The sequence below is a fragment of the Microscilla marina ATCC 23134 genome (genome assembly GCF_000169175.1).
Lineage (GTDB): Bacteria > Bacteroidota > Bacteroidia > Cytophagales > Microscillaceae > Microscilla > Microscilla marina.
This window is the reverse complement of the sequence record NZ_AAWS01000039.1, coordinates 1-23,354: the sequence shown is the minus strand read 5'-3', so window position 1 is coordinate 23,354 and position 23,354 is coordinate 1. Positions and strand designations below refer to the sequence as shown.

The window sequence follows — 23,354 nt, the reverse complement described above, 5'->3', positions numbered from 1 at the left end:
AAGCTAAAGGTTTACCTGCAAGCCTCCCTGAATGCGTAAAGGTAATTGAGGGGCACCAAAAAACGCGTGAGAGGGGTTGTCTTTGTTGCCACTAAAGTTGGATACTCGATATTTTTGATTCAAGGCATTGAACACATTGATAAAAATACCTGATTTTTTGTATAATTGGTAACGCAACGACACATTAAGCAATGTGTACCCATCGAGGGTTTGTCTTTTGGTAGGGTTATCTGCCTGAAACGCGTTCATACGTTGCTCGCCTACCCATACCAGGCGAGGTGAAACAGAAAAGCTTTTATAACTAAAGTCTATGCCTGTTTTTATTTGCCAAGGAGCCACCAGCTCTATTTCTGCCTTGTTGCCATCACCTAGTACATCTACCCTGCCGTCTACATAGCTTACAATAAAATAGGCATTTAGTTTAGTATTTTTCATTTCCTTGCGATAGTCTAACTGTAGACTGCCTCCATAGTTTTGCTGTTGCCCTTCGTTTACGGGTACTTCTATAAAGTCAACGTTCCACCCCAGAAATTGTCCATTATAAATATTGGTATGATCCGCATCCGACTTATCGTTAAACAAGTCGGTGAGCCAGGTATAGTAACTGTTGATACTCACCGAAAACGCATCAGTAATAAAATAACGTGCCCCAAAGTCCAGGTTTTTTGCCTGAATGGGTTTTAGGTCAGGATTGGGCAAATGCCAAAAAAATGATTGATAGGTTTGTCCACCATCATTAGAGAAAAAAGAACCATAATGCTCGAAAGTACGCAAGGGGCTGGGCGCCAGAAACGAAGAACCATACATTAACCGCAAGGCGAGTTTTTTGGAAGCTTGCACCACTACGCCCATTCGGGGGTTAAGGGTGGTTCCAAACCTCGAATTGTTGTCATAACGACTGCCTAACGTAAAACTAAATACTTGATTGGGCGCATACTGTATTTGGGCAAAGCCTCCTATATTTGAGTAATTGACTTGAAAAAACTCGGCAGGTAAATCAGTCCCTGTAATGGTTCCCTGAATACTCTGCCTAGGATTAATTGGCTCCGACAAATCGGCTGTTTTGGGGATAGAGTTAAAAAACTCAAAAGTAAATCCTCCTACCACATTTAGGTTACGGTTGATTTGCCAATTGGCAGTTTGGTTTAGTTTTATTTCGTTGCCCAAGGCATATTTATAGCCAGTAGCCATCCCTACAAATACATTGCGAAAATTGGTGCGGGGGTCCATCTCATAGATACTCCCCATCAACGAAGAGGATAAACGCAAATTTCTTAGTTTTTTTGTGTAATTAATACTACTCATCAACACTCCTTGCCCATAGAGTACGTCTTTGTTGTAAATAGAATTGTTGGGAGTAACCTGTATTGACGACGAATGCTGCGAATAATTATAAAACATATTGAACTGGAAATCTTCCATCTTGAGCGAGCCAAATACAGCATAAGCCTTTCGTGGGGCTTCCAATGCTGGCGATACAGGAACAGGAGAGGTAATAGGGCCAAAGACAGTATTAAAAGTACCCGTGTTGTAACCACTCAAGTCAAACACAGGATCGTTAGCAGTTCTTTCATTCAAGTCGGGAGGTTGTTCCTGAAAGTACTTGCCTGCCAGGGTAAGCGAAGCCTTGCCTATTTTTTTATACAAAAATAAGTCTCCATTGTAGGTGTTATAATTGCCCATAGATGGGGCAAACTCCACTTCAAAGTTTTTGGCTGATCTTTTAGTAATGATATTGATCACTCCTGCCACAGCATCAGCTCCATACAAGGCAGAAGCAGAACCATATACTATTTCTATTTGTTTGGCAAAATATACGGGATAATTTTCTGCAATGGGCATTCTTTCGTTGGTGGGTGATGAAATACGCACTCCATCAAGCAAAATAACAAACTTTTCTTGCCCCACAATGCCTCTTGTAATGAAGGTATTGAATGAGTTTTCATCGTTTATATCATCTACTTTAAAATCAGGCAAATCCATTAATACATCTCTCAACGACTGGTAGTTGCGCAAACGTATTTGTTCAGCAGTAATTACCCTGGTCATAGCCAATGCCTTACCTGACAATTCTTCGTTGAGACTTGCAGTAGTAATTTTCACATCAAATAAACTTTTGGCTACGGGTTGCTTCATTAACTCTTCCAACGACTCTTTAAACAAATTGTCTGGATCTTGTGCCAGGAGTTGATCATTGCTTGCCAACAGGAGAAGTAAACATAGTAAAGCGCAGATTTGTCTCATAAACCGTTTAGTGCTTGATTAATGGTTGATTTTTAGCAGATTTTAGGTCGCTGGAAAGGTTTGCAGGCAAATAATGGCGTGGTATATTAGGTCTGCTGTTCAAACATAGTCAAAAAATGTGCTGTTTTGTTACAGTTAACCTCAAAACAGCCTCTGATATAATTTGTTTACACCTTAAAAACGAAAACACCTGACTGCGATACTTAAACAGATAACCAGCCTTTTTTAGAATATATAAGTTACTTGCCAGGCAGTATATTATACCCTTACTCCTAAAAGTAAGATATCATCTCTTTGGGTAGTATTTTGCATTTGATGCTCCAGAGTTTTTTCCATCAGCTTTTTTTGTTCACTAAGTTCAAGCTGTGCGCAAGCTTCCAGCAATTTATGCAGTTTTTTGGTACCAAAACTCTTACGTCGCTCATTGTTTTGGTCAACAAAGCCGTCGCTTCCTAAGTACAATAAGCTTCCTTCTTCTAACAATATTTCCTGATTGGTAAACTGTACCTGACTTGCCTGTTTGCCACCTATAGAGCGTCGGTCGCCTTTCAACAATTGTACTTGCTCGCTTCCTTTCTCAATATAATATAAGGGGTTTTTAGCCCCGCAAAAAGTTACTTTAGTTTGTCCTTGGTCATTTTTTTCCAGGCACAGCATCACCAGGTCCATCCCGTTTTCGTTGCCCGACTGCTCTTGGCTTAGGGCAGTTTTTACTTCTTTGTGTAGTTCATCCAAGGCCTCATTGGGCTCGTGTATTTTTTTAATCAATACTATTTTATCTAGCAATGCATAGCCAATCATACTCATCATAGCCCCTGGCACTCCATGTCCGGTACAATCGGCCGCTACTAAAAACACCTTGCCGTTAACCTGTTCTATCCAATAAAAATCACCGCTCACCACATCTTTAGGGCGATAAAGGATGAAATGGTCTGCCAATATTTTGTGCATTTTTTGGGTATGTGGCAGTATAGCATTTTGAATGGTTTGGGCTACATTGATACTATTATTGATTCGTTTGTGAACCAAATGCAATGTTCTATTTTGCTCTACTACTTGCTGCTCACTTTTCTGGAGTTTATCGTACGCTTTTCTGAGCACCTTTTCGCTTTGTAATAGCCGGTGGTGGGTCATTTTCAAATCATTGTTTTTCACTTCTATAAAATCCCGCTGCGCCATAATCTCTTCCTGATTTTGCTGAAGCTCTTCATTTTGGCTGGCTATCTCTTCTGTCTTTTTTTGCAAATCTACATGAGCCGTACTAATCTCTTCTTTTTGCTTTTGTATTTCAACGTTTTGTTTTTTGAGCTTTTTACGGGCTTTTTGCGAAGCTAAAAACGAAAATAACACAAACACCAACAACAAGCCGAGTGAAATAAGTAAACCTATGCCATACCTTTTTAAGGTTTGCTCTTGCTTAAGCTGCTCTTCCTGCAAACTCTTTTCTTTTTGGGCTGCTTCCAATGCCTTGGCTTTTTGTAAGTTTTCTATTTTTTGCTTTTCAGCCAATAGTTTTTGCCGCTCAGTTTCTCTCTTTTGTTTCTCGGTCAATAGTTTTTGTTGTTCAGTACGGGCTTTTTGTTCGGCAAGTGCCAGCAGCTGCTCTACTTTGCCTTTTTCCAGTTGTTGGTTTTTCAGTTCTGCACTCTGCAACTCTTGGTTTCTTTTAAGCAGCTCAAGTTCTTTAGCTTTTAAGGTCAAGTCTTTAGCTTTTTTTTCCGACTCAAGCTTGAGTTGTTGTAACGATAAGGCTTGTCTTTCTTTTTCGGCAAGTAGCATCTTAAATTCGTTTTCTTTTTTCTCTATTGCCAATTGCTCTTTCAAGATGCGTTGTTCCTCAGCGTTTTGCGCCTTGTTCAAACTATCTTTGATGTTTTGATGTAAAGCATAGTATTTTTGGTAATTTTTAAGGTGATTGTTTTGCTGATAAATACCTGCCAACACCTGATAACTATTTTGCAATACCCTTTGCCCTCCCACACTAATGGGTTGTTTTTTCACCAAACGTACCGCCTCTTTTGCGTAACTCAAGGCATTGGTATTGTCGCGGTTGACATAATAAGTAGCGGCTATATAATTATGTAATTCCGCAGTTTTTAAGGGTACTTGCTGCGCTTTGCTTATTTTCACCCCTTTTTGGTATTGATTGAGCGCATTGCCAAACTGCCTTTGTTGAGTATATATAGTACCAATGTTGGTCAGCAAGTTTATTTTTTTACGCTGATACACCACACTACTTGGCAGCTGTTCATACAAGGGCAATGCTTGGTTAAAAGCAGCAAGTGCCTTGGTTGGTTCCTCCAACTTTTGGTGCAATACACCTATATTATTATAAGTGTCTGCCAATACCCCCAACTGGGTACTTTTTTGGTTCAATTGAAGTAACTGTTGACTGCTTACCAATGCCTGTTGGTATTGCCCGGTGGTGGTATAAATATTCGCCAGCATTGTAAGTGCTTGTCGGCTTTGCCCAACGTCTTGTTTTGTTTGGTATATGTTCAATGCCTTTTGGTAGGTTTCGGTAGCTTTAGGGTAATTTTTTGACAGGTAATATGATTTTCCCTGAGCCATTAACAATTGTGGGGCTGGTTTTAATTGATATGATTTTTGGTAATACTCGATGGCTTTCTCGTGTGCCTGCCAGGTTTGATATAAATCTCCTATGTCATGATAAGTCGCTGCCTGCAATGTTTTATTTCGCAATACCTCAAACCCTACCCCTGCCTGCAAGTAATAGTTGAGCGAGTTAGACAATTGTTTGTTTGCCTTGTAAGCTTTGCCCAGGTACAAAAGACTCAGCGATTTTCCGGCAGCATAGTTATGTTTGCTCGCCAAAGCAAGGGCTTGCTGAGCATACCCAGTAGCCTTATCTGCTTGCTGTAAGCTTAATTGCACCTGGGCAATATTGTTTAAAATGTCAACTTTTTCGGTAGTACTATTACTTTTAGCCAAACTGCTCAGCAGTGATTCTACACTTTGAGCAGTTGCCTGTAGGTGCAAAACTGCCACCAGCAACAGCATTTTTATGAGTCTTATGAACATTGCAAATGTATGTTTATTTCTTTGATCGCGCTTAATAAGGCATACTGGCAGCAAAAGACAAGAGACAAATGGTGTGTTTAGACACTTGGGTTGAACAAAGGGTTACTTAAACTTATAAGAACAACCTACCTGAAAAGTTCTGCCCCGGTTGGCAATGCCAGTAGAAAAAGCCGAGGTAACTGTATAATAAGTAGTATCTAAAGCATTTTTCACCTGTGCATATACCACTACCAAGCTACTAAAATTGTACCTAATCGCTGCATTTAACAACGCATAATCATTTTGGCCAGATACCAAATCCATTTGGCTACGGTATATTCCATGTACGTTTACATTCCACTTATTTACATGGAAGTTACAAACCAGCGAAGCCGCATGTGGGCTGACTGGAAGGGTATCTTTGCTTGTAATGAAGGTGTAAGAGCCAGTAATTTGTAAGTATTTGGCAATGGTACTTTTCAATTCAAGCTCTATGCCTTGGGTAGACAGCTCTCCACTGTTTTTAAAGCCAGGTGCTCCCAAAGGGTTATCAGGGTCGTTTACTGGGTCGCCCAACACAATCAGGTTAGCAATTTGATTGTTAAAATAGGTGGTCGAGATACGGGTATGTTGTTGTATATTTTGCAAATACACCAACTCTATAGTCCTGATAGACTCAGCCTCCAGGTCAGGGTTACCAAAATCTACTGGGTTGTTTTTATCATACAGCTCCAGGTAATTGGGTGCCCGGAAAGCCTGCCCATAAATGGCTTTTAACTTCGAGTTAAACGGGGTGCTGTATACTACAGCTGCTCTGGGATTGATAGAAGAGCCAAAATCACTGTAGTGGTCAAGCCTTACTCCCAAAGTTATTTGTAAAAAATTGCCTATTCGGTGTTTGTCTTGAATGTAAGCACCAATAAAGTTACGGGGTATTTTTTCGTTAAAAGTCAGACTATCCCTAAAGGCAACCATTCCTTGCTGGTATTCAAGCGTCACCGGGTGGTGAGTCATTAGGTTCGCCACATCAGTAATGGCAGTGTTCGAAAAGCTTACACCTGCTTTCAAGTCATTATTTTTGTGTATTTTCCAGTCCAGATCAGCCAAGGCATTAAAATAGTAAGACCCAAGCAAAGGTCCAGCGATAAAGTTCTCGTTTAGGGCAAACCCTGGTGCTACCTCTAACCCTGCCGGTATTGCCAAGCCTGACGCCACCCATTTATCAACAGAATAATCTGCCCTCAACTGCAGGCTCACCCGCTGGCTAAAATCTGCCTGATAGGTAGCAAATACTGATGACTGTTGAGTAAACTCCCGGTTTTGATAATTATTAATCACCCTAAACACAAAAAAATCACGCATGAGCCTTTCAGTATAACGCCCTCCTATGCTAAAATTTTTGTACTTTAACATCACTGAGGCATCTGCGCCTTGTTGCGGATCCTGGGTTGCCTCACCATTACCAAAAATATCAGGAACATTGTCAAACCTATCACCATCATCGGTAAACAACTTAACAAATGCATTGAAAGTAAAGTCTTTGGTTTTTTTAGAAAAATTGCCCGCTATTCTTTTAGAGCTCAGGTTGCCCAGTTCAAACAATATTTTATTGCTTTCGTGGTCTGTCACAATGTTTATTACCCCCAAAAAAGCATTCGCTCCATACAAGGCAGACCCTGGCCCCCTGATTACCTCTACTTGCTTGATGTTTTCTACTGCAATCAAGCGATTAAGCACCGACACTCCTCCTGTATACAAATCATTTAAGCGCTGACCATTTACCAACAGTAACACTGACTCAGACAAAGCACTGCCTCTGCCCCTTGAGGCTATTCTAATAGTTTTGCCTTGTTCTACATCATATCCGGTTTGATAGCCAGGCACATAGTTGAGTAACTCTTCCAGGTGTGTAATGCCCATATTTTGAATGTCTTGCTGGGTAAACACAGTTACTGAAGAGGGTGCATCGGAAAGCTTTTCCTTGACCTTAGATGCTACTTCAATATTTACATCCATTAGCTTTTCTACTGGTAGGTTCAATACCTCCTCTATAGGTATTTTCAACACACTATCAGTTTTTTGAGCATAAAGAGGAGTCAATGCCCCCAAGTATAACAGAAACAAATAAACATAAGGAGTTTTCATAATGGCGATTAAAACAGTTTAGGAATGGTTGAATAATAAGTTACTGATTTGGCATGAGTTATTTTTTTCTGAGAAGAGGCACTTTTTGCAGTCGTAGCCATAGCTACGGCGAAAAAAGTAACGAATTATCAGGATAAAAGAACATTACCAGAACGAAAGTTTATTTTTTGTCCATTCCTTCATAGATTATTTTTAATGCAATGAATGCTTTATTATATCTAACCAGTAGGTGTAATGAGCATACTATGAGCGAATGAACACCACTTACCCAAAAAAATCTATAGCCTTAGCCCAATAAATAAAATATCGTCTCTTTGCGTAGTATTTTGCATTTGCTTATCGAGCACTTGTTCAATCATTTGTTGTTGTTTCATAGGAAGCGGAGCGCAAACCTCCAATAGTTTCTGTCACCTTCTTGTCCCAAAACTTACCCTCTTCTCATTGTTTTGGTCAACAAAACCATCACTGCCTATGTATACAAGGCTGCCTTGCCTAAGCGTGACCTGCTGATTAGTAAAAGGTGAAATATTGGGCTGACGCCCTCCTTTTAAGTCTTTGTAACGGGCTTCTATAAATATATTATGATCATTGATAGGTTGGGCAAACTCATTGGTGATTGATAATTCTTTACTATCTCGTAGCCATTTTTAAGCTCCCTACCCGCATTTTCTATTACATCAAAACCTGGTAAATCTTTGAGCAAGTCAGACAAGTCATGGTAACCATTTTCTTTCATTTGCTTTTGGTTTACCACAATCACACTGGCGGGTACATTCTCAAGTTTTTGGGCATATTGACTAGCACCTAATATTTCAGTTTCAGCATTTACTTGTTCTAAGCGAATAAGCTTTTCTGCTTTTAAACGAAACCATTCTGCATTGTTCAACGAATCTGTTTGCCCTCTTGCCCCCACCCCTAAGCACAACAGCAGTAGCATTAAAGTATATTTCATAGTCTGTATTCAAAGTAGTTTTAGTAAGGAGTGGTTGAAAAATAAGTAACTTATTTCGAGGTAGAGGTTTCTTGCTAAGATGAGGTATTTTTAACCAAAGGCAGGGCTCCAAACGTGATTCGAAGAATTTAGCAATCCAGCATAGTAAGTTGTAACTTCGGTTTGTAAGCATAGTTCGCTTTTTTAATTACGATACATCTCAGAACAAAACATCAGGGCGAAAAGCCACCTCTAAGACAATAAATTATTTTTCAACCATTACTAAGTAGAGTATTTAATCATATAGCATTGCACATGTATCATCAGCATATTGCTTTTTGCAGATGATTGATGCAAACAGTCACTAAAGAAGAAGGAAAAATAAGCGATTAAAAGTCTAAGTTTAGGATCTACTTAATTATAGTAGTAATGGTGTTTAGTAAAACGAAAAATCTCACCTGCTCCACAGAATATCGTCTCTGAGCAACAAGCAGATGCTAAATTCTATTACAGCACTTTATTTTTTGCGTTTTACTTAGGTAAAATACAGTGGTTGTATTGATAGATATTTTGAAGAGTAAGAGAAGCTAACAACTCCTCTTTGGTTATTACGTGTAGCGGGCTGTCAGTGTTTTTTGATATGAGAAGATAAGGGATAACTAGTTAAAAATCAAAGAAAAAAATACCATTTTTGGTTGCACTTATAAAAAAGTCAAAGATCAATGCATACAACCTCTAACGCTATGTCTTGAAAAAAGCCCCACTTGCTGAAAAACCAAGTGGGGCAGTAGGTCTATAATATTATCAAATAAAGTAGTAAGCCACTATTATTCGGTTACGGTAACTTCTAAAGAGCTGACCGCCGAAGCATAAAAGAAACCAACCGCTTTTTTAGCAGAGGCCGGATTGATATTTTGTATATTAGTGGGCACATTAGCTATAGGATTGGCAAAAAGCCCTCCATTGGTCGTTTGTGTTTCCAGCTCTTCAAAAAACAGAAAGGCTTCTTTACTAATAGACAACAACTCTACTTTAATTTTATCCCCCAAAGCATAGCCTTCTCCGTCTTCGGAAATAGGGTTAATACTCAGTCTTACTGGCAGTATAAAAGGCAAGCCGTCTACGTTGGTATCTTCAAAAACTGAGATGTTACCGGGCTTGTTCAACAATACATCATTGCGGTAAGTCTTGATACGGTAATAATCTCCTGCACCAGGTATTTCATTGGCAAAAAACTCAGCGCGGTATCCACTACTCACGTTAACCGGTCCGGGGCTGGCATCATCAGCATTTTCTACCCGAATAGAATCAATAGGAGGCACCCTTGCAAGTTGGGTAGTGGCTTGGTACTCTTCACCTTGATACTGAATATACAAAGTATAAGTACGGCCTATGGCTCCCGTAAAATTGCTTAAATAGTCTCCCGAATTCAAATCCGATTCCACAAAGTTGTATACATTACCTTGGTCGTCATTTACTCTTACTGTAGCGCCACTGGCTCCAGCCGCAGCTGCATTATCAAAATAGTCTTGGCTAATAGTAAGCCTAATCGTTTGTAACGGAGTTTGGTCTGATACCCACCCCTCTACTGTAAGCTGGGGCGTGCTCTCACCCAATGTTACATTTATTTCGTCTTCGCACGCTGTCATGGTGGCTACTGCTACCATGCACATGATATATAAGTATATTCTTGATTTCATTTTGCCGCTTTGTTTTAAAACTTGAAATTATAAGTAACCGATGGAATAACAGAGCCTATGATAGAATATCGATAGGCACGGGTAATGGTTGGGTTATCAGCGTCTGCCTGAAAAAATATAGAGAAAGGGTTTCGGTTAGCATACAGGTTATAAATAGAAAACACCCAGAATCCCTGCCAACGTTTTTTGGTGTTTTTGGGTAGTAGGGTCAAGGCAACGTCTAAACGATGGGCTGCTGGAATACGAAAATTATTACGACTGTTTTCGGCGTTGTGGGGTGCCACTATCCCTTCAAACTCAAAGCGATTGGTAGGAAAAGTGGTAGGGGTACCCGAAGCAAACATAAAGTTTGCCGATAATTCTACCCGCTTACTCAATTTATACATACCTACCACATACAAGTTGTGCGTACGGTCAAAACGGGTGGGATACCAACTGTCATTATTAATTCCATTGACTTGACGCTCAGTACGTGCCAGGGTGTAGCTTACCCATCCGGTAAATTTACCGTTGTTTTTCTTCAAGTAAAGTTCTAAGCCATAAGCTTTGCCCTCGCCAGTGAGCAAGTCACCTTCCAGGTTTTCGTTTAGCAGTAAATCGGCGCCATCTATATAGTCTATTTGGTTTTGATAAAGCTTATAGTAGGTTTCTGCCGAAAATTCGTAATCGTTGTTTTCACCAAAGTTTTTAAAATACCCCAAAGCTACCTGGTCGGCAAGCTGAGGCTGAATATTATTGGTGCTGGGTGTCCAGGTATCTAGAGGAATAGAGGCGGTAGAGTTAGACACCAGGTGAATATATTGTGCCATTCGGTGGTAACTTAACTTAAGCGAAGATGTACGATTAAGCATATATTTTGCCGAGAAACGGGGTTCAAAATTGCCATACTCCTGAATAGTCTCCCACATTCCGTATTCTCTACTACTTACAGGTTCGCGACGCTCGCCAGCAGGTGCATCGCCAAAAGTAATGGCTTTGCCAGCCCCAAGGTAGTTAAACCAAGAATAACGCACACCATACTCCAGGGTCACGTTATCGCCAATGCTTTGCTCATTGCTCAGGTATACGGCCGTTTCCAGCCCAAACTTATCATCCAGCGAAATATCGCGGCTATTGCCCCCACTGGTAAAAGTAGCTGTACCAGGCACAAATTGGTATAAAATGGCTTGCCCACCAAAGTTAATTGTATTGCTGGCGTTGGCAAAATAGGTAAACTCCGGCTTGAAACTGTAGTTTACAATGTTGGCTTTCCAGTCAAAACCATCGGTATCGTTGGGTACCCCCAACTGATAATCATAATTGCTATAAAACGCAGTGGTATTCAAAAACAACTGATCGTTGAAGAGGTGATTCCAACGTATGGTAGCGGTAGCATTGCCCCAATTAAAACCAAAAACATCTAACCCTATCTTGTCTCGCCCAAAATAGCCTGATACAAATATTTTATTCTTATCGTTAAGCGTAAAGTTTAATTTGGCCGTTAAATCATAAAAATATACACTACTGTTGCTCAAAGCACCACCTAATAAAGGAAAGAACAAATCGATATAAGAGCGACGCCCGGCAATAATAAAAGACGACTTGCCCTTTTGAATGGGTGCCTGAACACTAAACCGGCTAAACAGTAAACCAATTCCCCCGTTCATCTCAAACTTCTTATTGTTCCCTTCGCGCAAGCGTACGTCTAACAACGACGACAAGCGACCGCCATATTGGGCAGGAATTCCTCCTTTGACCAGCTTTACATTTTTTACTGCATCAGGGTTAAACACCGAAAAGAAACCCAAGGCGTGTGAAGAATTATACACAGGAGCTTCGTCTATCAAAATCAGGTTTTGGTCTATGTTACCCCCACGCACATTGAACCCACTGGCTCCCTCTCCTACTGTAGTTACTCCAGGCAACAATTGAATACTTCGGATGATGTCGGCTTCGCCAAAAAAGGCAGGCATTTTCTGAATTGTCTTGATTTCCAGTTTGTTTACACTCATTTGAGTGCTGCGTATGTTCGCATCTTGTTTTTCACTGGTGACCACTACAGTTTCGAGGGCTTGACCTTCTACCGGGAGTTCTACATTTAGCTTTTGGTCATTGGCGAGGTTTACTTGTTTGGTCACTGTTTTGTAACCAATATAGCTCACTTTTACCGTGTATTGACCATTGGGAATTTTGATTGAGAAAAACCCGTACTCATTGGTAACTGCTCCATTTTGCAGTTCTGTCAGGTAAACAGATGCTCCCAATAGCACTTCACCGTTACTGGCATCTTTTACATATCCGCTTAAGGTAGATTTTTGCGCATACGCGAAGCTGGCACCTAACAATATCAGGAAGCATAGCCCCACTGATTGCATCATTCGTTTGTAATTTATCATTGGTATGGTATGGAATTGTTTTTTTTTGAATATTCAACCAGTCAAAATTGAAAATGTTCTCCCAAGTAATAAAAATTAATCAATGAAAATCACCTAAAACTCCTCAAACTATTATATAATTTTTAGCAGGCTACCCATCGGCTTATTATAATACCAATAAATCATTAATAGTTTATAACATGCCAGATTATAGGCATAACACCTGAGCCCCACAGCAAACTTTAACAATGATTCTTCCCATTCAAAACCACCATATTGGGTAATTAAGGCATCAACAAGCAAAGAGTTACCTCTAATGTCAAAAAGTTGTTTCGTCTTAGTGATCTTTCATAAATAATTTGAGCCATTAAAGTGTATCTATTGCCCTCATTCTTCTCAAAAAAAAGCTTCATAGCTTTGGCTATGCACCGTTTTTTTTGAATCGTCTGAGAACAATATATTTTCTTGAATTGGCACATCTTATTTTTTCCAGATCACTTATCATTTCTTTTTAAAATCATATTAAAACAGCCTTGTAGTGCTTTTGTAGTAGGGCATTCCAGGCGAGTAGTGCCGTTGTATACTCCTCTAAATTGTTCCTGCTGCATTTCCCTACCAACTTTGCCTCATCAAATAACTAATTACCAAATAACCTAAATACTATACCATGTACAAACATTTCTATACGGCAAGGGCTGAACAGTCAGCACCAACCCAACAGTTTTTGACTCCACACAATTTTAAACCAATGAAAACAAAACCAAAGGGCTTGCTTGTATTAGTCTTTGCGCTTTTACTACTATCAAGCTATGACACACACGCACAATTAAACGCTGACATCAGTGTATCTCAATCTTCGGTTCCATCCACCATCGAAAAGGGAAAAAAGGCAGCGGTACGCATCAGGGTATACAACACAGGAAACCGTACCTGGTCGGCAGGGCAATCTTTCAGGCTGGGAGCCGGATCGGGTACCAATGGTGCTACCGCTAACCAAATGCAATGGACTGACTTTTCGGCGGGTGGCTATATGCGCTCTACCACCGATGCCAGGGTATACCTGTCTCACAACGTATCGCCAGGTAGTTATGTAGATTTCCGGTTTAACATATCAGGCAATCACGCTGGTAATCGCAAGCTTTCGGTAAGAATGGTACAAGATGGAGTGGCTTGGTTTGGAGAAGCATACGCCTGGAACATCAACGTAAACAATCCGACGGTTGCCCCCAACAACGCCGACATCAGTGTATCTCAATCTTCGGTTCCATCCACCATCGAAAAGGGGAAAAAGGCAGCAGTACGCATCAGGGTGTACAATACAGGAAACCGTACCTGGTCGGCAGGGCAATCTTTCAGGCTGGGAGCCGGATCGGGCACCAACGGGGCTACCGCCAACCAAATACAATGGGCTGATTTTTCGGCAGGTGGCTATATGGGCTCTGTTACTAATGCCAGGGTATACTTACCTCACAACGTATCACCAGGGGGCTATGTAGATTTCAGGTTTAACATATCGAGCAATCACGCTGGTAGTCGCAAGCTTTCGGTAAGAATGGTGCAAGATGGGGTGGCTTGGTTTGGAGAAGCGTACGCCTGGAACATCAACGTAAACAATCCTGCACCAAACAATCACAATAACGGCGAAGTAAGAGAATCACAGTCATCGGTTATAGCATCGATGAAGGTTAACGAAAAGAAACAGGTACGTATCAGGGTATACAACAACGGTAATACTACTTGGTCGGCAGGGCAAAACTACCGTTTGGGAGCTACCACAAGCAATCAGGTAACCTGGTCAGACTTTATCAATGGTGGATATGCCACTTCACCTACCAACGCCCGTGCTTTTTTACCTCACAATGTGTCACCAGGCGGTTATGTCGATTTCAGATTCAATATTTCGTCTGTAGTATCAGGCAACCGCCGTCTTTCATTGCGCATGGTACGCGATGGGGTAGAATGGTTTGGCGAAACCCAAACCTGGAGCATCAACGTGGGTAATGTGGCGCCACCCCCTACTACTTGTGAAACCTTATTTGGGGTTCATTGGTGGGCACCTGGCGCCAGTAGCCTAATGAACGGTAAAAAAGGTTGGTCGGTAGAAATTATCAATGCCGAAGGCATCAATCACCCTTCAGACTTAAACGGCATCAAATCGCACATGCGCAGTATTATCAATGATGGCTTTACCCCAGTAGTAAGGCTCAACTGGAACTGGTTTGCTACTATTCCTAACCCTGGCAGTATATCTTATAATGCATTTGCCGACCGTTGCGCAATAATTATACACGAACTGTACAACAACCTCGGAAACGGTCAAAAAGTGAAGTGGTTTCAAATAGGCAATGAGTATAACCTCGACTATGAGTACAAGCCATCGGGCGATGGTCGTGGGGCTCCTGCCAGTACTTATGTGGCTTATTATAATGCTGTGTATAACAAAGTGAAAAACAGTGTAAGCAACGGAAACCAGATCAAAGTACTGGTAGGGCCAGTAGCCAACTGGGCTCCTACTGCAGTAGATGGCACCTTGGGTTCAGGTTATTACGACGCCTACTACAAGGCTGTAGTACAAGGCATTGGCAACAATTGTGATGGGTATGCCATTCATACTTATGGTGCACACAACAACGGTAATCGTTCTTATGCAGGCGGTATTACTATCAATTGGGGACCAGATAACCACCTGGGCAGGGCAGGCAATGTGTTGCCTGCTGGTTTTAACAAAGCCAACACCAAGGGGTTCAGGTCTTACCGGGTATTGATGCAAATCATCGATTCTTACGGAAAAGCAGGAGTTCCAGCCATTATTACCGAAACCAACACAAGTGCTCACTTTACTGTTACCAAAAACAGCGCTTGCAACAATCCTACTCCTTGTACATCGGGCGACTGCAAACTCATTCCTCCTTCGGTTACTTATTATCAGGGCTGGATGCAACAAGCCTATCAAGAGATCAACAGTTGGAACAACGCACATTCACGCAAAATATTAGGCTTGTGTTGGTTTGTGTACAAATCGGAAGGCGAATGGACCGAATTTGCTTTACAAAATAGCAATTGTATGTTGGGGCAAGCAAGAACCGACTTCGACAATACTACCCGTGCTCATAACTATAGTGGGCAAAACTGCCTGAATGCCAGCGCCACGCAAAAAGAAAAGACGCATGTTGCTGCCCACAAGCGTATAAGCAATGTATACCCAGTACCTGCCACCAATGGCGTGACAGTCGAGCTTTTGGCACCTACGTACAAGGCAGATAAACCAGCAGTGAGCAAACTAGAAGTAAAAGATATGTACGGGCAACTTGTGCTTTCTAAAAAAGTAGCCCCACAACAAACCAAGCATTACTTAAAGCTAGAAAAGTTGAAATCAGGCATTTATACACTCCTTATTTACCACTCAAAAGGAGTAGAAACCCGCAGATTCAATATCAAAAAGTAGGCCTGGTACAAGTTTCACACGGTGCCTTCCAGTCATATTGTGAGACAAACTATTAAGCACTTATCCAACAAAAAAGGTTGCCTTCTGACTTGAAGGCAACCTTTTTAATCATGGACAAAAAATATACGCACTTACTCAACACTATTTAATAATCACTACCCGCTTGACATACTGTGCACCATTGGCGTTGATCTTCATCAGATACAAGCCCGCTGGGTATTTACTTACATCAAATGTTTTATTGATTTTTCCTCCTTGATCCTTCGCTGATTGCGTTTGCAAGGCTGCTCCATTTCGGCTCATCAAGGTAAATGTTGCTTTCCCTTCAGACATTACAGTAATGTTAAGTGCAGAACTGGCAGGGTTGGGTGACAATGAAATATCTGTTGTAGGCACCTTTACTTGTTGAGTAGTCAATACAACAGCGGCATTGTTACCGTTGGCACTAATATTCACGATATAATCTTCTACTTCACCCCACTGAAAAGTACCACAAGCAGCAGGTATTTGATCATAACGCATAGTCACTCTCAGACGAGTTTGCCCGATAGCAGCTCCTGCCGGAATAGTGATATTTCCTGAAACTGACCCAGCTGTAGTAGCACTACGGGTATATACTTGCTCCCCGGCATCATCGAAATCCCCATCCCGGTTAAGATCTATCCACACACTGTATCCTTCTGGGTAAGTCTGTCCCTTCCAGGCAGGTGTAATGGTAATAGTAGTAGTACTCCCTCTGCCCAAAGTAACCGATTGCGCGGTAAAATCGCCATACCCTCCATTGTCGCCCGATACATTGTTAATCGTACCAAACTGTACTCGCTGGATATATTCATCGGCTGTTCCTCCTTTTGCAGCACAGTATCCTGTGGGTGCACCATTAGTAACAAAATTTACAATACCAGCATAAGCACTGCTGCCACCTACACAGTTGGTTCTTACCTGAAATTCATAAGTAGTGGCTTGGGTCAAACCACTTATATTAGTAGAAGTCCCATTTACTGCATTTATATTGGTCCAGTTGGCTGTTCCTTGTGCTCGGTAACGTACATCATAAGACGTAGCTCCAGCTACAGCTCCCCAGTTCAACACAGCCGAAGTATTGGCAATGTTGCTTGTATTTAAGGCTGCAGGTATTGCGCAAGCCACATTGTTGTTGTTTACATTGATACCCGTCACAATCATTGAAAAAGTCTGGCTGTTGTTATTACGCAAGTTGCCTTTATGTGTAACTGTAATGGTGTAAGTACCTGCTACCGGGTTAGCAATAAAGATTTTTTCTACATTGTCGCGGTCGTTGTCGCCTCGAGTAGCTGCATTGGCAGGGTTGGCAGGGTCAAGCATCCAGGGCTGGTGGGTAGTCACTGCTCCAGTCGTTGCGTTTCGGTGCGTAATACGAATGTCCAAATCATTTACCAACATACGATTGGCAGGGTCTAGAGCAGGTGCTACCGGCGTACCCGCAAGGTCTGTCCATACAATGGTTGCCACCAAAGGCTCATTGCCTGTAGCCATTATATCTATGGTATAGTTACCATTGTTATCAAGGGTTTGCTCCTCTATACGCGAGGTGTTATTACGATTGGTAATTACGTCAGCCGCTGACTTGGTATTCATCAAGCCCCAACCATTTTGGTAGTCAGGTCCATCGGCCGCTCCAGCTTCATCGGCAGTGTGAATAGCCAACGCCTTAAGCGTAGCCGAACGCATGTAAGTGTTGTTGTTGCGTCCGTGGTAGTATTGCTGTAACAAACCCAAAGATCCCGTTACGCTTGGGGTAGCCATAGAGGTACCACTAATGCTGCTATAAGCATCGTCGGCTGTATGCCAGGTAGAGTTCAGCGTTACTCCGTTGGCAACAATGTCTGGTTTGATACGACCGTCATCGGTAGGTCCCCAGCTACTAAAATTAGATTGTACCACATCAGCCGCACGCGTATAGCCTCCAACAATGTCATTTACCGCGCCTACAGTCAAAATATTTTTGGCAGTAGCTGCTCCTCCAATACAATCATAGTTGCCATCAGGGTTGCGAAAGTCAAATGAACGAACTGCATTACCTCCATTGTCAAAATAATAGTGCTCACCTACGCGGTTGTTGTTACGATCGTTTCCAGCTGCTTTACAGATCAAGTAATTAGGTGCATTTACTGCAATATTGTCCAAGGCACGGGCTTCTTCATCATAAAAGCCAAACTTATAGTCCTCTACAGTACTGATACTTACGTCTCCAAACCATAGCCAAACCCTATGCTGATCATTCCACTCCCAACCAGTACCTTTGCCATACGAATGGTTAGATAGTAACAAACCATTGGCGGCTGCATCCGTCATTTCGGCAAGGTCATCGTTCCAGTCATACGCATCTAAGCTTGCCTCATAAGCCATCCCTTTTGCGTTGGCAGTTACCCCGGCCGCTACCATTGTGCCTGCCACATGAGTTGCATGAAAATTAAGGGTGGGTGCACCATCTTGTTGGGTTACCCGGCTATTGCCATTGTTCATAAATTCGCGGTGGGTGGTTCTTACTGCTCCACCATCCCAAATACCCAATGTCATACCGTTGCCAGTAATGCCCAGGTCGGTATGTACCCTATCGGTCGAAATAGTTTGGGCAGCTGTAGCATTATAGGTGATGTTGTACAAAGGAATACCATTGGCAGTAAAACGCTGCAATTCCATGACCTTTCCTTCAGAAATAATTCGGGTGGCAATGCCTAAGTTTTTGGCACGTTGGTAAGCTTGCGCTCTTTGGGTTTGTGATTTTTTTAAATAAGTGCGACTCAATGTCTTTAACTTCTGGGTCTGGCGTTGTGTATAACGCTGTTGGGCACGTGCCGACATAGCAGATACGCCCAGCAATACTACCAGCCAGGTAAATCCTTTTCTTAAATTTAACATATAAGTGTAATTTAGTGGAGAAGCAAGACAGGAATGAACAAAGAGTCTTTGTTAGCAGGCGACTGTTTTCATTTCAAACCAGTTAACTAGCTATTATCTAAAACTTATCAACAAATGTAGGAATATAGACGTAGTGAATTTTACCTCTTTATTCGAGCATAAAACCTGGGGTGACAATAGTATAATCAATCGGGTAGGCTATTTTGATGTATACAATATGAGTATAAACAAACTATTATAGCTGAACCATCATTGTAATTTGAATGACCAACTTCTGTAATGATTTGCTTCCCTGGCAAAACAGAAGTTAACTTTGATTAAAGAACCATCTTACAATCGTATTCAGTGGGTTAGCAGGCGCACTATTACAATTGTTTTAAATGCTGGTGAATAACTACTTAAAACTATTCTGTTGAGTTAATAAATTGTTTTTAAATAATAACATAGTTAATTTCTCCTTACCTCTCATTGAGTAATATAATTGAATTAACTTTACGCAAAAGTCAAAACATTTTATTGAATTTCCAAAAAACACCAAATAAGCTAACCCACTAAAAACTGATAGTAAAATATTTTTTTTGTACAATTTAAACACATATCAATGTTTTTTTAGCCCAAAAGTCAGGCTGAAAGCTTTGACCAACTCACCCACAAAGGTGTGTGTAAAAAGTACACCTGCACTCTTTTAATTTTCACCTTGTATTGCCAATACTTTAGGCACTCTTTTTTCAAACCTACCTTTGCTTTTAAGCTCCACCCAAGCAGTGTACTCTAACCAGGTAAACCTACATTTTGACATTTATAATCAAATTTTCACAGGTTTTAGGCCATTCCAAACAAAACATCCACAGGTTGGTTTAACACACCTTTTTGTCTGAGGTTTTGCTTACTCTTTACAACTATTATAGGGTATAAAACAAAAACACTGTATGATTATTTCTCTATAACCCCTCAATCTACTTTTTATTACATCTGTTACTCATCTATATGTTTTGTGATAGATTGTACTTTATCGTATTTTATATTTTTTACATTTTTTTCGCCTCCTCCTGTTTATCTTCTGTTTATATGCCCACTTATTAAAGTCTACAGTCCTGAAAGGGTTCTAAGGTCTAGCCCCCTACTCTATACATAACTAATCAATCACCTTTGTTGAGACATTGGTATATAAGGGTTCGCAAGCACTACTCATAATACACTTATTTTCAGATACTTAAAAGTTAGAAATAATGCCGCTCATAATGCCTGATAGTTCAACTCTAACCCCTACACTAAAACAATTTGCTTGTTAATTTTTCTTACAGGCTTTACTTGTATTTTAAAAAATTTCAGTATATTTGTCACAAATTTGAGTCAGAAAACACATTTTTATGACAAAAAACAAACTAAATATCATTCAGGCATCTATCATAGTGCTCAACAAAGATCCTTCGGCAAGGATAGAAACTATTGCCGACAATGCCGGCGTGAGTAGGCGTACCCTACATCGGTATTTTAGTACCAGAGACGATTTACTAGCTGCCTGTGCTGCGTGGATCATGGATGAGGTACTCAATGATGTAACCAATGCCACCCAAACCCACAAACAACCACTGGAACGGCTCAAACAAATATTTAAAGATGACATTAGTAAAGGGCAATATTTTGAGTTTTGCCAGAAGTTTGTCGCCCACTTTGAAGACAAAGTCATTCAAGCAAAGTTTAACCAAATGACCCAACTCTTTCAGGGTGCGTTAGACCAGACTAAAGCGCAGGGAATCATTGATAAAGCACTGAGTAATGAATGGATAGAATACATGTGGATGGGCATAGTACATGGAGCTACCCGTGCTTTGGCAGAAGGAGCCGTGGCACCTAAAGCAGTACACGAGCTTGCCTGGAATACGTTTGCGCATGGATTAATAAATCAAACAGACAAATAATATATACAATGGATCATACAAAGATTTTAGAAGTAGCAGTTGTGGGTGGAGGCCCCGCCGGAATGAGCGCAGCCTTGGTTTTTGGCCGGGCAATGATTAGTACAGTCATTATCAACGAAGAGCAAGCCCGCAATATGGTTACTCAAGGTTCGCACGGTTTTCTAACCCGCGACGGGGTTCACCCATCTGAGCTTTTGCAAATAGCTAAAGATCAACTGGCTCAGTATACGCAAGTAAACTATGTCAAGGGTCGGGTAAGTGAGGTAAAACAGGAGGAAAAAATATTTATTATCAAGACCAGCCAAGGCGACATATTCAAGGCTAAACATATAGTATTTGCTACAGGCTACCAAGAAAATATCCAACAGGTAAACTTACCTGGTATAGAGTTGGTGTATGGCAAAACTGTGTACCCTTGCCCTTTTTGCGATGGTTGGGAACGACGCAATCAGCCATTGGCTTTGTTTGGTGAAGAGGCTTTTGTATTCGAATTTGCCAAAACCGTTAGCCACTGGACCAATGACTTAATAGTATTTACAAATGGTAAAAAAGTGCTATCTGAAGAACAAAAACAAGCCCTTAAACAAAACAAAGTAGGATTGGTAGAAGATAGCATAGAAAAACTGATTTCAACCAATGGGCAATTACAAGGGGTGCAACTTACACACGGACAAACTATTTCCCGTCAAGGAGGTTTTTTATTAAGCACTGGCGAAAAACAAGCTTGTGAGATTCCAGCACAACTAGGAGTAGAGACCAATGATGATGGCACTTATAAATCCAATGAGTGGGGTAAGTCTGAGATAGAAGGTATATATATCATAGGCGACGCTAAAAATGGCTTTGGGGGCATTGCAGCTTCAGTCGCTGAGGGTGCCAAGGTTGCCTCAATGATGATTCACGAAATTATTCACCAAAAGTGGGTTACAGTCTAACAAAAAATTGCGCAAAGCTGTAATGCCTTGCGCAATTTACCAGTAAAATATTTTTGATTTATGCTATCACTATACTTTAAACCCCATCACCAAAACATCGTCAAGTTGTTCATAGTCAGTACCTAACCAGTCAGAAAAAGCTTTTTCCATGTGTTCTTTTTGAGTATGCATAGGCAAATGATGGATAGACAACAGCAAATCTCTGAACTGACTCACCATATATTTTTTGCCTTCGCTGCCACCAAACTGGTCTTGAAAACCATCAGAAAATAAGTAAAAGCTTGTAGATTCGTCAGTATCTATGCTTATCTGATGGTTGGTAAAGCTTCGTTCGTCTTCACGTTGTTCTCCTCCTATAGAGTGCTTATCACCTTTAACCAAATGAAGCTTACCGCTTTGTATATATAATAAGGGGTTTTTAGCACCCGCAAAGTTTACCGTTTTTTGTGCGTGATCAATTGTCACAAGCGATATGTCCATGCCATCGCGATTACCAGTGGTTTCTTGTTTCAGCGACTGACGAATGTTTTTATGCAGTTTAAACAAAATTTCGTTGGGCTTGGTTACCCCTTGCTGTTTTACAATCTGATTTAAGTAAGCATCTCCTGCCATACTCATAAAAGCCCCTGGTACTCCATGCCCAGTACAATCTACTGCGGCAAGTACTGTTTTTTGCGTCTCATTTTCTCCGGTTTGGGTAAACCAATAAAAATCCCCGCTTACTTTATCTCTTGGCTTAAGCATGATCATAGATTCGGGCAAAGCCTTACGAATGGCTTCTTGCGAAGGCAACAATGCTTCTTGAATACGTTGCGCATACTCTATACTATCAGTAATGTTTTGGTAGGCAAACTCTAGTTTTTCGCTTTTTTCAGCAATTTGGTCGCGCTGTGCACTTATTTCGTGGTTTTGTGCCGTTATTTCGTGGTTTTGTTCTGCCAATACATTATGCGACTTGCGTTTGTCGTCATATCTTTTGTACATCAAGCCAGCAAGACTCAACATCAAAAACAATCCTCCTCCCAAAGCAGTATTAATTGCACGATTGCGTTGTTTGGTAATGTCAGCCTCTCGTCGGAGCGCGGCAAGTTCCTTTTCTTTTTTCTCAGCAGTATGTATAGATACTACTTTGTTCAAACGACGTTCGTAGTTTCGTGAGCTAAGGCTATCGCGTGCCCCTATGTATAGTTTATAATATTTAAAAGCAAGGTCAGTTTTGTTTAAACCTTCATGCGCTTGCGACAAGGTATTGTATACTTTCTGAAACTGATAAAAGACGCGTTTGTTAGGCATCATCTCTAAGCCTTTATTGCTATATTCAATTGATTTATTATACGTCTTTTTGTTTTTGTATACCGTGCCAATATTGATATAAGTATTGCCCACTCCAAAGGCAAAGTTTTTCTCAAAGTGCTCTTTAGACACTTTATAAGTCCTCATTATTTTTCGCCTTTTATCTTTTAGCTTATGCGCAGTTTCTACTGACTTAAACAAATACTCAAGGGCTTGGTCGTGTTTACCCAAGCTGTTCTGCACCATTCCTATGTTATTAAACAAGGTAGCCAACATTATTTGTTTTTCGCCTGCTTTTTCGAGCTTTAATGCTTCTGTATAATATTGCATTGATTGCTCGTATTGTTTTGAATCTGATGCCAATAAGCCTTTACTATTCAGAAATATTACAATGGCTGATGTATCTTTCAATTCACGGGCAAGTTTTAACCCTTCGATAGAGTACTTTTCATGCTTGCTTGTG

11 protein-coding genes are annotated in these 23,354 nt (G+C 40.9%); 3 read left to right on the top strand and 8 right to left on the bottom strand.

The genetic code is table 11. The features are described from left to right. Window positions 1-3: 3 nt before the first annotated feature. The 6 genes from M23134_RS26815 to M23134_RS26790 form a co-directional block, all read right to left on the bottom strand. Window positions 4-2,244, bottom strand: a complete 2,241-nt coding sequence (locus M23134_RS26815) for a TonB-dependent receptor plug domain-containing protein (RefSeq protein WP_045114406.1) — start codon at window positions 2,242-2,244, stop codon at window positions 4-6. Window positions 2,245-2,502: 258 nt separating this feature from the next. Beyond that, complete coding sequence (locus M23134_RS26810) at window positions 2,503-5,286, bottom strand: tetratricopeptide repeat protein (RefSeq protein WP_082226718.1); 2,784 nt, start codon at window positions 5,284-5,286, stop codon at window positions 2,503-2,505. Between the two features lie 102 nt (window positions 5,287-5,388). Then, window positions 5,389-7,410, bottom strand: a complete 2,022-nt coding sequence (locus tag M23134_RS26805) for a TonB-dependent receptor plug domain-containing protein (protein ID WP_002701612.1) — start codon at window positions 7,408-7,410, stop codon at window positions 5,389-5,391. Between the two features lie 568 nt (window positions 7,411-7,978). Then, window positions 7,979-8,362, bottom strand: a complete 384-nt coding sequence (locus tag M23134_RS26800; protein WP_002701609.1) for a TonB-dependent receptor plug domain-containing protein — start codon at window positions 8,360-8,362, stop codon at window positions 7,979-7,981. Window positions 8,363-9,168: 806 nt separating this feature from the next. Continuing rightward, window positions 9,169-10,041 (bottom strand): DUF4249 domain-containing protein, encoded by an 873-nt coding sequence (locus tag M23134_RS26795; RefSeq protein ID WP_045114405.1) that lies wholly within the window; start codon window positions 10,039-10,041, stop codon window positions 9,169-9,171. A gap of 14 nt (window positions 10,042-10,055) precedes the next feature. Continuing rightward, entirely contained in the window at window positions 10,056-12,416 is a 2,361-nt protein-coding gene (locus tag M23134_RS26790) for a TonB-dependent receptor (RefSeq protein WP_002701607.1), read from the bottom strand. Between the two features lie 727 nt (window positions 12,417-13,143). Between M23134_RS26790 and M23134_RS26780 the strand changes: the two genes are divergently transcribed. Beyond that, complete coding sequence (locus tag M23134_RS26780; RefSeq protein ID WP_157558665.1) at window positions 13,144-15,840, top strand: T9SS type A sorting domain-containing protein; 2,697 nt, start codon at window positions 13,144-13,146, stop codon at window positions 15,838-15,840. 141 nt (window positions 15,841-15,981) lie between these two features. Here the strand turns inward: M23134_RS26780 and M23134_RS26775 are convergent, their stop codons facing one another. After that, on the bottom strand, window positions 15,982-18,741 hold the full coding sequence (locus M23134_RS26775) for a S8 family serine peptidase (RefSeq protein WP_002701600.1): 2,760 nt from the start codon (window positions 18,739-18,741) through the stop codon (window positions 15,982-15,984). A 1,370-nt stretch (window positions 18,742-20,111) separates the two neighbouring features. On the opposite strand from M23134_RS26775, the gene M23134_RS38960 reads away from it, so the two are divergent. Further along, the gene (locus tag M23134_RS38960) at window positions 20,112-20,663 is read left to right on the top strand and encodes a TetR/AcrR family transcriptional regulator (RefSeq protein WP_002701598.1); all 552 of its coding nucleotides are present in this window, start codon (window positions 20,112-20,114) and stop codon (window positions 20,661-20,663) included. Window positions 20,664-20,671: 8 nt separating this feature from the next. Continuing rightward, entirely contained in the window at window positions 20,672-21,598 is a 927-nt protein-coding gene (locus tag M23134_RS26765) for an NAD(P)/FAD-dependent oxidoreductase (protein WP_002701597.1), read from the top strand. Between the two features lie 69 nt (window positions 21,599-21,667). Here M23134_RS26765 and M23134_RS26760 read toward each other — a convergent pair. Then, on the bottom strand, window positions 21,668-23,354 hold a 1,687-nt coding region (locus M23134_RS26760), incomplete at its 5' end, for a SpoIIE family protein phosphatase (protein ID WP_045114403.1).

What these genes read in the sequence shown, in the direction of transcription:
- M23134_RS26795 (WP_045114405.1), bottom strand. Translation starts at nt 10,041, where the DNA reads ATGAAATCAAGAATATACTTATATATCATGTGCATGGTAGCAGTAGCC.
- M23134_RS26815 (WP_045114406.1), bottom strand. Translation starts at nt 2,244, where the DNA reads ATGAGACAAATCTGCGCTTTACTATGTTTACTTCTCCTGTTGGCAAGC.
- M23134_RS26800 (WP_002701609.1), bottom strand. Translation starts at nt 8,362, where the DNA reads ATGAAATATACTTTAATGCTACTGCTGTTGTGCTTAGGGGTGGGGGCA.
- M23134_RS38960 (WP_002701598.1), top strand. Translation starts at nt 20,112, where the DNA reads ATGACAAAAAACAAACTAAATATCATTCAGGCATCTATCATAGTGCTC.
- M23134_RS26805 (WP_002701612.1), bottom strand. Translation starts at nt 7,410, where the DNA reads ATGAAAACTCCTTATGTTTATTTGTTTCTGTTATACTTGGGGGCATTG.
- M23134_RS26775 (WP_002701600.1), bottom strand. Translation starts at nt 18,741, where the DNA reads ATGTTAAATTTAAGAAAAGGATTTACCTGGCTGGTAGTATTGCTGGGC.
- M23134_RS26810 (WP_082226718.1), bottom strand. Translation starts at nt 5,286, where the DNA reads ATGTTCATAAGACTCATAAAAATGCTGTTGCTGGTGGCAGTTTTGCAC.
- M23134_RS26790 (WP_002701607.1), bottom strand. Translation starts at nt 12,416, where the DNA reads ATGATAAATTACAAACGAATGATGCAATCAGTGGGGCTATGCTTCCTG.
- M23134_RS26780 (WP_157558665.1), top strand. Translation starts at nt 13,144, where the DNA reads ATGAAAACAAAACCAAAGGGCTTGCTTGTATTAGTCTTTGCGCTTTTA.
- M23134_RS26765 (WP_002701597.1), top strand. Translation starts at nt 20,672, where the DNA reads ATGGATCATACAAAGATTTTAGAAGTAGCAGTTGTGGGTGGAGGCCCC.